The organism is Bizionia sediminis, assembly GCF_042684585.1.
GTDB classification, from domain to species: domain Bacteria; phylum Bacteroidota; class Bacteroidia; order Flavobacteriales; family Flavobacteriaceae; genus Algorimicrobium; species Algorimicrobium sediminis.
Genome location: NZ_JBHULS010000001.1, coordinates 376609 through 390391, shown reverse-complemented (window position 1 = coordinate 390391; position 13783 = coordinate 376609). Strand labels below are relative to the sequence as shown.

Here is a 13783-nt window from a genome sequence, read left to right as displayed (position 1 = left end):
TAAAAAAAGAGAAATGAAGAATATACTATTAGTTAGTACCGTATTATTTACACTTATGTTTATGAGTTGTAATGATGCCCAAAAATCTGAACTTGGACATAATGAAGCCGAAGGTGTATCAAAGACCAATGAAGTTGGAGAAGATGCACACGGCGAAGAAGGCCACGTTGAAGGAGAGGAAGAAGGTGGTCACAGCGAGGAAGAAGGCGTTGTAGAACTTACAAAGCAACAAGCTGAAACCATCGGTTTGGAAATGAAATCTTTGGAGGAACGGAATTTAGGGAACAACATTAAGGTAACAGGTACGCTGGAACTTTTCCCACAGGATAAGGCGAATATCAGTCCGTTTGTTGGTGGAAATGTGAGTTCCATAAAAGTAATACCTGGAGATAATGTAAGTAAAGGACAGGTATTGGCATATATAGAACACCCAGATATCATTGCAATGCAACAGGAATATCAGGAAAAAAATGACGAACTGGTCTTTTTGAAACAGGATTTTGAGCGCAAGCAGACTCTTTATGACAAAGGTGTTTCTTCTGGAAAGGAATTTCAGATGGCGCAGTCAAAATTTCGTTCCACAACATCCAGCGTCAATGGTTTGCGGTCCCAATTGAGACTGTTGGGCATTAATCCGGACAAAGTGGCTGAAGGCCAAATATATTCCGCTGTTCCCATTACCACACCCATAAGTGGCTATGTGGATGAAGTAATGATTAGCCTTGGCGATTACGTGGCGCAACAATCCAAAATGTTCTCAATAAGCGATAATTCAAAGATTTATGTCAACTTCAAAATATATGAGAAGGACATAAAGCAAATCAAGAAAGGACAACAGATATATTTTTCTACGGCCTCTCGTCCAGATGAACTGCTTAAAGCAACCGTTCGGTCTGTGGGTAAAACATTTAACACCGACCCAAAAGCTTTGGAAGTTCTGGCAGATATTGAAAACGAGGATAAAAACCTATTGCCGGGTATGTACGTGGAAGGGCGAATAGTGCAAGGTGAGAAAAAAGGTTTCGCCGTACCGGAAGCCGCCGTTATAAAAGAAGGCGAGCAATCCTTTATTTTTATTCTGGATGAAGATGGAGAAATGGAAGCGAACAAAATGAAATTTAAAATGATACCCGTAACGGTTGGTATTACTGATTTAGGCTTTGTTGAAGTCAATCTGCCTGCCGAAGTTTCAAAGGACGCCAAAGTTGTCATAAACGGAGCTTATAATCTCTCTTCGGAAATGGTTAAAGGCGAACTGGAACACGGACATTAATTCAATAATAATCAAAGATTTTGATTCCGGGTTTGTTTATCGTCTTAATTAGTTAGTTAAAAATTAGAAAACAGGCTCGGTTCAAAATTGATTTAAAATATTCATAATATGAAGGAAATAAAAGCATTTATAAAACCGAACCGAATCCAAAGAGTCATTGAAGCACTATCAGATAATGGATTTAAAAGTATGACCCTTTCACAAGCAGAAGGAACTGGCGCCTTTAAGTCAAAAGGTGCAAGACCGTCGTTGGATTTTCACGTGACAGATAGTCCAGTGGTTAAGTTGGAACTGGTCTGCCAAAATGAGGAAGCCCAAGTGGCCATTGAAACAATTATAGCCAACGCCAAAACCGACGGACCTGGAGATGGTATTATTTATATAGCAAATATTGAAGATGCCTTTCAGATTAAATCTGGAGATTCCTTAAAACGGTACGACCTATAAAACACTTTGTTGCAAATGGAAAAAATAGTCCAACTACTTGAAAGCAAAGGGATACGACCTACGGCTATGCGCCTAATGACTTATAAACGTTTGGTGGAATTAAAGGTAGCCATCAGTCTTGGCGATTTGGAAAAGGATTTTAAGGTCAGTGAAAGAAGCACCCTATTTAGGACTATGAAAGCGTTTGAAGAAAAAGGTATTGTGCATCAAATTGAGGATGGGACAGGTGTTATAAAATACGCCCTTTGCGAAGAAAATTGTGAGTGCGAGGTCGGCAACGACCTTCATTTACACTTTCATTGCAACAATTGTAATGAAACTGTCTGTTTAACAGAGCATAAAATCCCTCATATCAACTTACCTGATGGCTATATTACCGAGGATATCAACTTGGTGGTAAAGGGCATTTGCGAAAAATGCAGCGACAATCTGGATTAAACGTTTGGTTTTTAAATTCAATTATCATTTATAAATAGTGAGCAATGATAACAATCTATAAAAAAGAGGCTACTGTATATATGGTGGCAGAGAATAAGCTGGATGCCAAGGATTATGAAAACTTGATACCGGTCTTAACAGAACATATAACTGCATATCAGGAAGTTTCCTGGTACATTGAAATGCAAAATTTTGAAGGCTGGACGGTAAGTGCCTATTGGAAGGGTATTGAATTAAATCTTCCGAATGAAAAGCATTTAAAGCGTGTTGCTTTGGTGGGTAGCGTTAAATGGCAAGAGCAATTTACCGAGGTATTGCTTCCTTTTTCAGAAGCTCATATAAAATTTTATAAGACCGAAGAAAAAGACGATGCCAAAGAGTGGATAAAATAAAAATAAAAAATGGAAAAACTACAACTAAAAATATCGGTCATCCTTCCGCAAGTTCCAAACGAAAAAGATTCTTGTGTTGAAAGGCTTATTCAAAAACTACAAGCTAAAGAGGGCATCGAAAAAGTGCACATTGCCGATGCAAACGGAGCTAATGTGCCACAGCTCTGTTTTCATTATGACCCAGATATCATTTCCATCGACCGCATTCAATCCCTCGCCGAAAGTACTGGTGCCGAGATTACCGAAAAATACGGGCATTTGCTCATTGAAGTTAAAGGAATCAGACACACAAGACAGGCTCGTTCCATAGAGAAAAGCCTTTTGGCAATCAATGGAGTTTTGGAAGCTTCCGTTTCAGGCTCTGGAATGGTACGACTTGAGTTTGATAAAAAGCAAACAAATTTTGATGAAATAAGCAAACAAATTGAAAAGGAAGACCTTCAGGTTCAACGCAGTGCTTCAAACGAAAATGATTACACCAAAGCATCCAAAAAACAGGAGCGTTCAAAGAAGGAAGAGACTAAAGAGCAAACTTCCACAGAGGGACACGAGCACAAAGAAGGCGAGACCCACGAGGAAGGAGAAGAGCACGCCCACGGTGGTATTTTCGGTAAAAATACGGAGCTCATTTTTTCCATTATCTGTGGGGCACTTCTCGGAATAGGTTTCGGCCTTTCCTATGTGGAATCCATCCCAGATTGGGTCAGTCTTACTTTATACATTGGCGCTTACTTTTTCGGTGGTTTCTTTACGGCCAAGGAAGCAGTACAGACCGTCGCCAAAGGCGGTTTTGAAATTGACTTCTTAATGTTGGTTGCCGCCATTGGTGCCGCCATTCTGGGAGAATGGGCAGAAGGTGCATTGTTATTGTTCCTGTTTAGTTTGGGGCACGCCCTTGAACATTATGCAATGGAAAAGGCCCGAAAGTCCATTGCGGCACTGGCAGATTTGGCACCAAAAACGGCATTGCTCAAAAAAGATGGCAAGACAGAAGAAGTCGGGATTGAAAAATTAATTATAGGTGATATCATTGTGGTCAAGCCCAACAGTAAAATATCTGCCGATGGTGTTGTGGTCAAAGGAAAAAGCAGTGTCAACCAAGCACCTATCACAGGGGAAAGTGTACCTGTGGACAAAATTCCTGTGGAAGATACGGGCAAGGACTATTCAGCAGACGATGATATCAAGGACGAAAACCGCGTTTTTGCTGGAACTATCAACGGTAATAATACTCTGGAAATAAAGGTAATCAAAGAAGCCAAAGACTCTACGCTGTCCCGACTGGTCAAATTGGTCAACGAGGCACAGACCCAGAAATCCCCTACCCAACTGTTGACCGACAAGTTTGAAAAATATTTTGTACCATCCGTACTGATATTGGTTAGTATCCTACTCTTTGCCTTTTTGGTCATTGATGAACCGTTTAGTGCCAGTTTTTACCGTGCAATGGCAGTATTGGTAGCTGCCAGCCCCTGTGCACTCGCCATTTCAACACCAAGTGCGGTATTAAGCGGTGTGGCACGGGCAGCACGGGGCGGTGTACTTATCAAAGGTGGGCGACCACTTGAGGATTTAGGGGTCATTACCGCTTTGGCTTTTGATAAAACGGGCACGCTTACCGAAGGCAAGCCCAAACTTACCGAAGTAGTACCACTGGGAAATATTGAAGAAAATGAACTGTTAAAGATAGCCGTTGCCGTTGAAAACTTGAGCGACCACCCTTTGGCCAAAGCCGTCGTAAGGGATGGGAAAGAGCGTCTGAAAGGTACTGATATTACCGATGCGTCAGATTTGGAAGCGGTTCTAGGAAAAGGTATCAAAGCGTCCTTTGGCAAGGATAAAATCTATATTGGAAACCTTGACTTGTACGAAGACCTCGATGAAGCAATACCATCCGAAGAAATATCGAATAAAGTAAAAGAACTTGAAGGTGGTGGAAATACCACAATGCTCATAAGAAGGAACAAAGAATATATAGGTATCATCGCCCTGATGGATACCCCACGGGAAGCGGCCAAGGAAACACTGAAAAAATTAAAGGAAATCGGCATCAAACGGATGATAATGCTAACCGGGGATAATCAAAAGGTTGCCGATGCCGTTGCTAAAGAAATTGGGTTGACCGATGCCTGGGGAAGCCTGTTGCCAGAGGAAAAGGTTGATGCCATTAAAAAATTAAAAGAACAGGAATCCAAAGTCGCAATGGTAGGCGACGGTGTGAACGATGCCCCTGCAATGGCAAACAGCACCGTAGGAATCGCAATGGGTGCTGCGGGCAGTGATGTAGCATTGGAAACAGCTGACATTGCCCTAATGGCCGATAAACTGGAAACCCTGCCCTTTGCCATAGGTTTGAGCAGGAAGGCAAAAACCATTATTAAGCAAAACCTTTGGGTAAGCCTCGGTATTGTGGCATTGCTCATACCATCGACCATTATGGGTTGGGCCAATATCGGTATTGCAGTGGTCATCCACGAAGGCTCAACGTTACTTGTGGTTTTTAATGCGTTAAGGCTTTTGGCTTATAAAAAATAAATTTAATAAAAAAGGGTTGCTTTTGAAAAGGTTAAAATGACCAAAACGGAAAAGATACTATCATATCACGGGATTCGACCTACTAAAATGAGGTCGAAGATATACAAGTTCCTAAAAAGGAAACAAAGTGCCGTGTCCTTTTCCGATTTGAAAAAGGCCTTTGTTCAAAAGAGCGAAACCAATAAAACAGCAAACAGAACGACCTTTTATCGCAATCTCAAGATTTTTGAGGATAAAGGGTTGATTCATCAGATTAATGATGGGGTCGGAGTGGCAAAATATGCGATTTCTGATGAAAACGCCAAAGGTAAATACGGTACAGATTTACATATGCACTTTCATTGTACCGATTGTAGGAAAACAATCTGTTTACCAAATAAAATATCGGAAGAGAGCTTGCCAGACGATTATGAAGTGAACGATGTGAACCTTGTATTGAAAGGAATATGTGAAAAATGCAGGAAAAAATAACAGGTGGGAGTACTTGAACCTTGAACCTTTGCGCCCAATGGTCCAGTTCAGGTTTTTTCCACCCTCTTTAACTAAAAAATATGGCAGAACTAAAAAAATCTTTGGGTACGCTTCGACTTACCTTTTATGGCGTTGGCACGATTGTGGGTGCAGGAATCTATACCGTGATTGGTGCAGCTGCTGGACAAGCGGGCACAGACCTTTGGTTGAGTTTTATTTTTGCAGCAATTGCGGCTAGTGTCTCTGCAATGTCCTATGCAGAGTTGTCCTCTACCTATCCCAATGCTGGTGCGGAATTTATTTTTGTACGCAAGGCATTTCCAAAAATTGATATTCCGTCTTTTCTCACGGGTTGGACGATTGCGTTTCATAGTTCGGCCACCATTGCAGCCGTGTTACTTGCCTTTTCGGGGTATTTCAATACGTTTTTTAATATGCCCTCTCTTCTAATAAGTTATGGCATTTTATTGGTGTTGTCATTAATTAGTATTACAGGCATCACAAAATCGTCGACAGCAAATATTATTATGGTCAGCATTCAACTTTTGGGATTGTTATTATTGATAGTATTTGGACTTTTGGAAACTGGTCCACCCAAAGCAGAATTTTTTAAAATTGAATCGATTTCTGGAACTTTGGCGGCCACAGCTACACTGTTCTTTATCTATACTGGTTTTGAACATATGGCAGCTTTGGGTTCGGAAGTTAAGAACCCAGGGAAAACAATTCCCCGTGCATTTTTAATGACTATGGTAATAACTACAATAATTTATTTATTTATTGCTTTTACGGTTTTGAATATTGCAGACCCTTCCGCTTTGGCAAACGTGGATTCGCCACTTTCTCTTGCAGCTTCCAATCTCAACAATTGGTTGCCTGTGGTATTGGCTATCGCTGCACTTTTTGCTACGGCTAATGCTGCTTTTAGTGGTATCATATCCATAAGTAGGCTGCTTTTTGGAATGGCCAGTGTCGGAGAACTTCCAAAGTTTATGACCAAAACCAATGCACAGAAAGTACCGTGGGTTACTACTATTGTAGTTATGGCAGCAGTTGCGGGATTTTTATTGTTGGGCGATATTAAGATTGTAGCAGGTATGTCTTCTTTAGGCGCTTTACTTGTTTTTGTTGCCGTAAATGTCGCACTTATCGTGCTTCGGTTTAAAGCACCAGAGCAAGAACGACCATTTAAAGTTCCTTTGGCTATAGGACGAGTGCCGATTTTACCCATTTTGGCGATACTTATAAGTCTATCATTGATAATCCAATTTAATTGGCAGGTTTATTCAGCGTTCGTAGGTGCTGTTATCGTGGGTATTGTGCTTGATTATTTTTTGGACAAAAAGTCAAAAGATGAAATAGACCCTGAAAAAGAAAAGGAACTTTTTAACCATTAAAATGAAGCTATGGACTGGATGTTTGAAGATTTTAAAACTGACCTAGATACCTTAAATCCTATTGTACGAGAAAAAGCCCTGTCCATAGCAAAAGAACTAATTGAAAAAAAAGATATTTCAGCAAAAGAAGCTTTATCAGAAGGCATCATAAGGGCGGAAGAATGGTTTTACGATTTAGAAGGATAATTATTAATTAAAAACTATATAAAATGTTACAGATAATCGAATTAAAAGAAAAAAATATTGTTGCAACAAAAGCTTCGGGCAAATTGAGAAAAGAAGATATAGAAAAAATCCATCCACTTATCCACGCCATACTGGACAAAGGAATGAAAGTCCGGTGGTATTTTGAGATGGTCAACTTTACAGGTTGGGATTTACCTGGTTTATGGGAAGACCTAAAAATGGACACAGCCCACGCCACGGACTATGAAAAAATAGCAATGGTAGGAGATAAAAAATGGCAGAATTGGATAACACAATTTATGAAGCCTTTTACCAATGCCGATATTAAGTATTTCAATATAGACCAAAAGGAAGATGCCAAAAATTGGATTGAGAGCCAGTAAGCTTACTTCCGTAAAAGACAGACGATGAATAAAAAAAGCATTCTTATTACCATTTTAATTGGGTTTGCCATAGGTGTTTTTATCCTTCAACCTTTTGGGATAACAATTTTCACGTTTAGCAGCCAGAATTACAAAATCAATTGATGGCAATATTTAATAAATAATTTCATTGAAATTTTAAATATCAATGGGAATCAAATTTTTGAGAACACTCTGTTTGGCTTATTAGGTGCAAGTGTTGTGCTAATTTATTATTTCGGTAAACGAGAAAAGGATATAGATAACAAGTAGCGGTAAATCGTTATAGGAATGAGCGAAATTTTTTATTTAAATAAGTTAAGTGAAAACTTAATTAATAGCAGGCAGCTTTTATGATGCTTTTTAAAGCAAAATGATTAATAGTATTAAAAGCAAAAGTAGAAGCTGCTTTTTTAAATTATACAAGTAAAGATGCGCATTATGAATATTAAACATTGTTTTTTAATAATCTTGTTGGTTAGTTATTATAAGGTAAATGCCCAAAAAGTTTATACAACTGAAGAAGGTCATATTATGATGATGACTTTGGTTGATGATAAACCCATCAAGGCAGAAAGCCATAAATTGGCACTATATCTTGATTATGATTCCAAAGTGGTCAATGGTGTACTCGACCTTAAGACTTTATCAACATATAGTCCTAAAATCAATGCCCTTTTAGAACAGCGGGAAGACCCTTTAATACTTCGGTTTACTGGCACTATTCCATCACAGGATTTTTTATCAAAACGGCACGACCCTATCAACTTTAATTGGCTGATAGATGTTACTTATCAAGGGAAATCCTTTAAATCACAATTTAAAGCAACCATTACCCATATAGAACAAGGAGTAAGTATGTCCTGCCTGATAAGTGCAACCGGACAATTATTGGTTTCAAATACTGGTTTGGATTCCTTAATAGAGGGTATCGATGATACCATAGAGGTGCAGTTTGCCCAATTGGTGTTGAGATTGGAATGACTGTGAATTTAAATAAAATTATAATTGATATAAATGAAAAAAAAGAAACTGAATTTAAGAGATTTAAATAAAACTTCATCCGATAATCACAAGCGCAATGATGGCCACAACCATAGCAGTCCGGAAAGTATAGGGAAATTTAAAATTTATGTACCAGCAATTTTCAGCTTTGTAATGCTGATTATTGGTATTGCGATGGATTATTTTGACGTAGCTTTTTTTAAAGATTGGATACGTATTGTCTGGTATGCAGTCGCATATCTTCCAGTAGGTTTTCCTGTGATAAAGGAAGGTTGGAACAGCATCAAAAATGGCGATTTCTTTACCGAGTTTTTATTGATGTCCATCGCAACCATAGGTGCATTCGCCATTGGCGAATATCCCGAAGGTGTGGCAGTAATGTTGTTTTATGCGGTAGGCGAATTGTTCCAAAGTGCCGCCGTTAAAAGAGCCAAGAGAAGCATCAAGGCATTACTAGATGTAAGACCTAATGAAGCCTTGGTCTATAGGAACAACAATTATGTTTCTGTAAATCCCGAAATCGTTGCTATTGGCGAAAAAGTGCAAGTCCGTGTGGGCGAAAAAATTCCTTTGGATGGTATTTTATTGTCCGAAAAAGGCTCGTTCAATACCGCAGCATTAACGGGCGAAAGCAAACCTGACACCATTGCAAAAGGAGAAAAAGTATTTGCAGGAAGCATCAACCTTGATGGCGTTATTGAAATCGAAACCACCAAGGAATTTAAAGACAGTTCCATTGCCCGAATCCTTGATATGGTCCAGAATGCCACGGCTCGTAAATCAAAAACCGAATTGTTCATTAGAAAATTTGCAAGAATCTATACACCTATTGTGGTATTCTTGGCGATTGGATTAACATTTTTGCCCTACTTTTTTGTGGATGATTATGTGTTTAACGATTGGTTATATAGAGCATTGATATTCTTGGTAATTTCCTGTCCGTGTGCCTTGGTTATCTCTATTCCGTTGGGTTATTTTGGTGGATTGGGAGCAGCTTCAAAAAATGGAATTCTCTTTAAGGGAGCATCTTTTTTAGATGAAATGACAAGGATAACCACAGTGGTAATGGACAAAACCGGAACCGTGACCAAAGGTGTTTTCAAAATCAAGGAAATAAAAACCATTGATTGGGATGAACCCGAATTTATGAAATACCTAATGGCAATGGAAGAACAATCCACCCATCCCATTGCCAAGGCCATAATGGAATATAAAGCCGATGGCGAAGATTTTCAGGCAAAAGAAGTAACCGAAGTCGCAGGAAAAGGATTAAGGGGAATGGTCAATGGCAAAACTGTTTTAGTTGGGAATAAACCATTGATGACTTCAAATAATATCGAAGTTCCATCTGAAACCGACAACATTGTAGAATCCATCGTAATGGTTTCCATTGATGGTAAATTCGCTGGCTATGTCATCATTGCAGACGAATTGAAAGAAGATGCCCACGAAGCCATCAAACAAATTAGAGAATCTGGAATTTCCAAAATCATAATGCTTTCCGGCGATAAGGATTCCATAACCCAACAAGTGGCAAAAGAAATGGGTATTGATACTGCAAAAGGCGGTTTGTTACCAGAAGATAAGCTCAACGAAGTTGAGCATTTGAAAAAACAATTTAATACTAAAGTAGCCTTTATAGGCGATGGCATCAACGATGCACCGGTTTTGGCAGCGAGCGATGTTGGCATTGCAATGGGTGGTTTGGGCAGCGATGTGGCGATAGAGACCGCAGATGTAATCATCCAAACAGACCAACCAAGTAAAATAGCTAGAGCCATAAAAATAGGACGTTCTACAAGACGCATCGTTTGGCAGAATATTGGGTTGGCCTTTGGTGTAAAAGCAGTGGTTTTGGTTTTGGGCGCAGGTGGTCTGGCAACGATGTGGGAAGCAGTTTTTGCCGATGTAGGCGTGGCCTTGTTAGCCATTCTGAATGCGGTTCGATTACAGAAGATGAATTGGAAATAGTATAAAAGAATGTCTCAAAAAAGAAGAAATAGAAGAAACAAAAAAAATCGGAAATCATCGAATACCGACATCACAAAAAGAGATAAGGTCAAAGGTATTCTTATGATAATCCTTATGGTAATAGCCGCATTTCTGCTTTATTTTTTTGTGCTAAAAGGAAATATTCATAAGCATTAATGAATTAAGATAATAAAATATTCCAAGTGGTTTGTGTGGCTACAAAAATTGAAGTGGAAATGATTGATATATAGTAAAAATGATATTCTATGTCGGAAAATAGACGGAATAGACGAAATAAAAAAAGCAATAAAGTACCCTCTGTAAAAAATAGTATTACCAAAAAAGATAAAATAATTTGGATTAGTATTCTAATCGTTGTTATTGTGTTAATCTTCTTTGTACTGTTCTTGCAATTCCTAAAGTACTTTATATCTATTTAATTAATTACAATTTTAAATGCAACGCTATTGCAGAAGATTAAGTGAAAATAATGATACCCAGAATGAATGACGACAAATTACGACGATATATTAAAAAAATTAGACAATAAATTAGATATTCTTGAAATAGAAGAACAAGATATTTTACTCAAAGCTGAAAAAGGGATTAAACTTGCAAAACAGACCCTTAAATCAGTTAGAAGTATCGTAGTTGATTATGAATTTGAAACCAAATTAGAGGAAATTCATTTCTTTAAATGTACTAAACCAAAAATTTATAGCAAACTTATTTATTACGTAAAATTATTTAACATTGAAAGTAAAAGACCCAGGGGAAGCAATAAATCGCAAGTAAAGTATTTGAACAATTATATTGAGAAACTTCAAACCTACTTTAACGACAATCTTGATTTTTACCATTATTACCGCAGGGAAGCTACTGTATTTGATGAGCAATATTTTTTAAGAGGCAAGGCAGATATTCGGTTGTTCCCAGACTCATTTCACTTTTTTGTTGATGAAGAATTTGCAACAAGCCACGATAGTACCGTGGCCTCAATTTTAGCCTACGACCTTTTGATTGTACACTTAAAACGGGAAATTGATAAATTGGAGAATAATGGAAATTATGCAAGTTTAAGATTGTTACAAAGTAAAACCAAAATTACCTGGACAGCCCACAAAATATATTTAATTGAACTGATATACGCTTTGCACAGTACAGATGTCATTAATAATGGTACTGTTGACATTAAAGATATTGCCTATTTTGTTGAAAAAACATTTAAAGTGGACTTGGGCGATTATTACAGAGCTTTTTTGGAAATACGGATGCGTAAAAATGGCAGAACCAAATTTTTGGATATTCTGAAAAAGCAGTTGACCAAACGGATGGATGATACTGATAACGTAAAATAAAACACCCAAGATGCTTCAACTTGGGTGTTTCTTGTTTTATGGAAAATCTCATTTTATTTGGTGGTTTTTAGATAGGGTATTTTTTCTGAAGAAGTACCAAAACCCTCTATTGTATTACATTGAAAATGAGAGAAGAAAAACACCCAAGTAGGCCTAACTTGTGAATAAAATCCAGCAAACTACCCCAATTTTGTAGAACGAAAGTCAAATCAGGTCAGGGGCTATCATTTTAGATGAAAGCAAAACGGTAGTCCCTTTCTTTTAATCCGTTCTATTATGCCCACAAGTATTATTACCACAGACGACCTTCGAGAATTCAAAATGGAACTGCTCGATGATATCAAGGAACTACTCAATAGCCAATCTGGTCATATTACCAAAAGGTGGCTAAAATCCCCTGAAGTAAAAAAGCTTTTGGGAATCTCTTCTGGCACGTTACAGAATTTAAGAATTAATGGCACATTGCCCTACACCAAAGTAGGGGGTGTACTCTATTACGATTACGAAGAAATAATTAGCGTAATGGAAAATAATAAAGTTCATAACAAATTCTAAATCGTTTTGGAGCAGGTCAATTACATTAAGCACCTAAACGCTGTATTCTTACAATTCTCAAAGGATAGCCGTTTAAATCCCACGCACATAAGTTTGTACGTGGCATTGTTTCAATTATGGAACAACTATCACTTTCCGACAGAATTCTATATCAATCGAGAAGAAGCGATGCGGTTTTCCAAGATTGGTTCAAAAACTACCTACCATCGCTGCATCAAAGAACTACATCATTGGAAATACCTATTATACGAACCCTCACATAATCCATTTAAAGGCAGCAGAATCAAGATGTTCAATTTTGGGACAAGTGATGGACAAGCTCTGTACCCAAACCCTACCAATATCGGAACAAGCAATGGACAAGCGGTGGTATCTATAAACAAACATATACAAACAGGAAAAAACAAAGCAAATGATACTAAACTTGACCAACCAAAAAATGAAAATGAAGTCATTGATTTTTTTGAAAAGGAAAATTGGCCAGAATTGGAAGCCAAAAAATTTTACAACCACTACCAAGGCATCGGTTGGAAAGTAGGTGGAAAAACAAAAATTGTCGATTGGCACGCCACAGCTCGAAACTGGATGATAAAGGCCGAAGAGCTAAAAGAAGAAAAAACAATGGTTGCAGTTAGCCAAAATACGGACAACCTAAAGACAAGTTCCAACAAAAATTATAATGAACCATTATGAATCCCCACAAACCACATATCATTACCGAGGGTAGCGTTCAATACACCTTGGGAGAACTGAAAGACAATCAAATGCTTTATGATTTTGATAAAATGCTAATTTATCTCAATGCCAAAGGAAAACTACTTTTTGGCAAGAAATTCAAAATTTTTGAAGAAGACCGTGATATTATATTCAAGCTCTGTAATTATTTTATCAGGGATGAAGCTAATTGCAAAAAATTAGACATCGACCGCGATAAAGGGATTTTGCTTTCTGGTCCTGTTGGTTGTGGAAAAACCAGTTTAATGAAACTGTTACGCCATATTGTGCCACATCAGAAATCGTATGAGGTTATACCCACACGAAACATTGCCTTTGCCTTTAATAATATTGGGTACACCATCATTGAAAATTACGGCGACAAAAAGTTTTATTGTTTTGATGATTTGGGTGTAGAACCCACCGGAAGGCATTTTGGAAAAGATTGTAATGTAATGGGCGAAATCTTACTTTCACGTTATGATTTATTTTTAAGTCATAAAACTAAAACACACGCAACTACAAACCTCAATGCTAAAGAACTGGAGGAACGTTATGGGAATAGGGTACGTTCAAGGATGCGACAACTGTTCAATTTAATTGCCTTTGATAAAAGCAGTCGTGATAAAAGGGATTAAAT

The 13783-nt window shown here is 38.0% G+C and carries 15 protein-coding genes; all 15 read left to right on the top strand.

Annotation, left to right across the window (positions count from 1 at the left end; translation table 11 throughout):
- Window positions 1–13: 13 nt before the first annotated feature.
- Window positions 14–1273 (top strand): efflux RND transporter periplasmic adaptor subunit, encoded by a 1260-nt coding sequence (locus ACFSQP_RS01690; protein ID WP_027126748.1) that lies wholly within the window; start codon window positions 14–16, stop codon window positions 1271–1273.
- A 108-nt stretch (window positions 1274–1381) separates the two neighbouring features.
- Window positions 1382–1720 (top strand): P-II family nitrogen regulator, encoded by a 339-nt coding sequence (locus tag ACFSQP_RS01685; protein WP_027126747.1) that lies wholly within the window; start codon window positions 1382–1384, stop codon window positions 1718–1720.
- 15 nt (window positions 1721–1735) lie between these two features.
- A complete protein-coding gene (locus tag ACFSQP_RS01680) occupies window positions 1736–2158 on the top strand; it encodes a Fur family transcriptional regulator (RefSeq protein WP_027126746.1) in 423 nt (140 codons plus the stop codon).
- Window positions 2159–2202: 44 nt separating this feature from the next.
- The gene (locus ACFSQP_RS01675; protein WP_376891298.1) at window positions 2203–2550 is read left to right on the top strand and encodes a SpoIIAA family protein; all 348 of its coding nucleotides are present in this window, start codon (window positions 2203–2205) and stop codon (window positions 2548–2550) included.
- Window positions 2551–2559: 9 nt separating this feature from the next.
- Window positions 2560–5085 carry a heavy metal translocating P-type ATPase gene (locus tag ACFSQP_RS01670; RefSeq protein ID WP_008992768.1) on the top strand — a complete coding sequence of 842 codons (2526 nt, stop codon included), beginning with the start codon at window positions 2560–2562 and terminating at the stop codon, window positions 5083–5085.
- A 36-nt stretch (window positions 5086–5121) separates the two neighbouring features.
- Entirely contained in the window at window positions 5122–5556 is a 435-nt protein-coding gene (locus ACFSQP_RS01665) for a Fur family transcriptional regulator (protein WP_026753622.1), read from the top strand.
- Between the two features lie 80 nt (window positions 5557–5636).
- A complete protein-coding gene (locus ACFSQP_RS01660) occupies window positions 5637–6953 on the top strand; it encodes an APC family permease (protein WP_027126743.1) in 1317 nt (438 codons plus the stop codon).
- A gap of 9 nt (window positions 6954–6962) precedes the next feature.
- Entirely contained in the window at window positions 6963–7139 is a 177-nt protein-coding gene (locus tag ACFSQP_RS01655) for a hypothetical protein (protein WP_164674149.1), read from the top strand.
- Between the two features lie 23 nt (window positions 7140–7162).
- Complete coding sequence (locus ACFSQP_RS01650; RefSeq protein ID WP_027126742.1) at window positions 7163–7522, top strand: SpoIIAA family protein; 360 nt, start codon at window positions 7163–7165, stop codon at window positions 7520–7522.
- A 459-nt stretch (window positions 7523–7981) separates the two neighbouring features.
- A complete protein-coding gene (locus ACFSQP_RS01645) occupies window positions 7982–8524 on the top strand; it encodes a hypothetical protein (RefSeq protein ID WP_027126741.1) in 543 nt (180 codons plus the stop codon).
- A 33-nt stretch (window positions 8525–8557) separates the two neighbouring features.
- Window positions 8558–10516, top strand: a complete 1959-nt coding sequence (locus tag ACFSQP_RS01640) for a heavy metal translocating P-type ATPase (protein ID WP_027126740.1) — start codon at window positions 8558–8560, stop codon at window positions 10514–10516.
- 506 nt (window positions 10517–11022) lie between these two features.
- Window positions 11023–11874: an RteC domain-containing protein gene (locus ACFSQP_RS01635; protein ID WP_027126739.1), complete on the top strand. Its 852-nt coding sequence runs from the start codon at window positions 11023–11025 to the stop codon at window positions 11872–11874.
- 276 nt (window positions 11875–12150) lie between these two features.
- Window positions 12151–12429 carry a helix-turn-helix domain-containing protein gene (locus ACFSQP_RS01630; RefSeq protein WP_025743375.1) on the top strand — a complete coding sequence of 93 codons (279 nt, stop codon included), beginning with the start codon at window positions 12151–12153 and terminating at the stop codon, window positions 12427–12429.
- Window positions 12430–12528: 99 nt separating this feature from the next.
- Window positions 12529–13122 carry a hypothetical protein gene (locus ACFSQP_RS01625; protein ID WP_245577802.1) on the top strand — a complete coding sequence of 198 codons (594 nt, stop codon included), beginning with the start codon at window positions 12529–12531 and terminating at the stop codon, window positions 13120–13122.
- Window positions 13119–13781, top strand: coding sequence for an ATPase (locus ACFSQP_RS01620; RefSeq protein ID WP_110355858.1), 663 nt, complete (start codon window positions 13119–13121; stop codon window positions 13779–13781). Before ACFSQP_RS01625 ends, ACFSQP_RS01620 begins: the two co-directional genes overlap by 4 nt.
- Window positions 13782–13783 lie beyond the last annotated feature (2 nt).

What these genes read in the sequence shown, in the direction of transcription:
- ACFSQP_RS01690 (WP_027126748.1), top strand. Translation starts at nt 14, where the DNA reads ATGAAGAATATACTATTAGTTAGTACCGTATTATTTACACTTATGTTT.
- ACFSQP_RS01685 (WP_027126747.1), top strand. Translation starts at nt 1,382, where the DNA reads ATGAAGGAAATAAAAGCATTTATAAAACCGAACCGAATCCAAAGAGTC.
- ACFSQP_RS01680 (WP_027126746.1), top strand. Translation starts at nt 1,736, where the DNA reads ATGGAAAAAATAGTCCAACTACTTGAAAGCAAAGGGATACGACCTACG.
- ACFSQP_RS01675 (WP_376891298.1), top strand. Translation starts at nt 2,203, where the DNA reads ATGATAACAATCTATAAAAAAGAGGCTACTGTATATATGGTGGCAGAG.
- ACFSQP_RS01670 (WP_008992768.1), top strand. Translation starts at nt 2,560, where the DNA reads ATGGAAAAACTACAACTAAAAATATCGGTCATCCTTCCGCAAGTTCCA.
- ACFSQP_RS01665 (WP_026753622.1), top strand. Translation starts at nt 5,122, where the DNA reads ATGACCAAAACGGAAAAGATACTATCATATCACGGGATTCGACCTACT.
- ACFSQP_RS01660 (WP_027126743.1), top strand. Translation starts at nt 5,637, where the DNA reads ATGGCAGAACTAAAAAAATCTTTGGGTACGCTTCGACTTACCTTTTAT.
- ACFSQP_RS01655 (WP_164674149.1), top strand. Translation starts at nt 6,963, where the DNA reads ATGGACTGGATGTTTGAAGATTTTAAAACTGACCTAGATACCTTAAAT.
- ACFSQP_RS01650 (WP_027126742.1), top strand. Translation starts at nt 7,163, where the DNA reads ATGTTACAGATAATCGAATTAAAAGAAAAAAATATTGTTGCAACAAAA.
- ACFSQP_RS01645 (WP_027126741.1), top strand. Translation starts at nt 7,982, where the DNA reads ATGAATATTAAACATTGTTTTTTAATAATCTTGTTGGTTAGTTATTAT.
- ACFSQP_RS01640 (WP_027126740.1), top strand. Translation starts at nt 8,558, where the DNA reads ATGAAAAAAAAGAAACTGAATTTAAGAGATTTAAATAAAACTTCATCC.
- ACFSQP_RS01635 (WP_027126739.1), top strand. Translation starts at nt 11,023, where the DNA reads ATGACGACAAATTACGACGATATATTAAAAAAATTAGACAATAAATTA.
- ACFSQP_RS01630 (WP_025743375.1), top strand. Translation starts at nt 12,151, where the DNA reads ATGCCCACAAGTATTATTACCACAGACGACCTTCGAGAATTCAAAATG.
- ACFSQP_RS01620 (WP_110355858.1), top strand. Translation starts at nt 13,119, where the DNA reads ATGAATCCCCACAAACCACATATCATTACCGAGGGTAGCGTTCAATAC.